The organism is Variovorax sp. GW821-FHT09B01, assembly GCF_059418345.1.
This window is the reverse complement of record NZ_JBWKPQ010000065.1, coordinates 1-625: the sequence shown is the minus strand read 5'-3', so window position 1 is coordinate 625 and position 625 is coordinate 1. Positions and strand designations below refer to the sequence as shown.

Sequence of the window (625 nt, the reverse complement as noted above, 5' to 3'; positions counted from 1 at the left end):
AGCGAAGCGCGCAGGCCCGAAGCTGGAAGCCGGGCCGGAGGCGTCAGCCGAGCGGAGCGAGGGAACGATGGAAGCCCGTCAGGGGGCGAGATGCCGCAGGCGGCTCGATGCGCTACGCGCACGACAGCGCGACCGGCCATCTCCCAGGTGGCCGGGGACGCCCGGACTTCAAAGACGAAGGAACGACAGAATCAGGACGAGCACACGCAAGGCATCGTGGGCCTGATGCGGCTGCTGTCTGGCCGATCCGGCGCAGCCGGGTCGGCGGTGTTCAGGGGCGCCAAGCCTGCGCGGCGGGGATAGCCCGCAGGGCTTTCCCCTGGAGGCAAGCGAAGCGCGCAGCGCCTCGCCAGGGGCGCGAAGGCACCGGCACCAGGCGTAGCAGAAAAAAAGTGCGTCGCTCCCGAAGGAATGACGCACCGAAGGCAGCACGGCGAGATCAGTTCGCCGCTGGCGCCGTCATTGACTGCAAGTGGTCGATCACGCCAGGCTCCACGAACACGCAGGCCTGCTCATCCGCGATCGGCACATTGAACACCTGGGCGAACACTGGGTGGATTCAACCGGTCGTCGCAACACCTTCAATCAAGGAGGTTTCTATGGGCCGACCTGCGGGTTGGATGCA

Annotated in this window: 1 pseudogene; it reads right to left on the bottom strand. The window is 66.7% G+C overall.

The annotated features are described in order from the left end of the window. Nucleotides 1-439: 439 nt before the first annotated feature. Nucleotides 440-550 (bottom strand): annotated as a pseudogene (locus AC07RV_RS45850) (ATPase); the annotation flags it as partial. Nucleotides 551-625 lie beyond the last annotated feature (75 nt).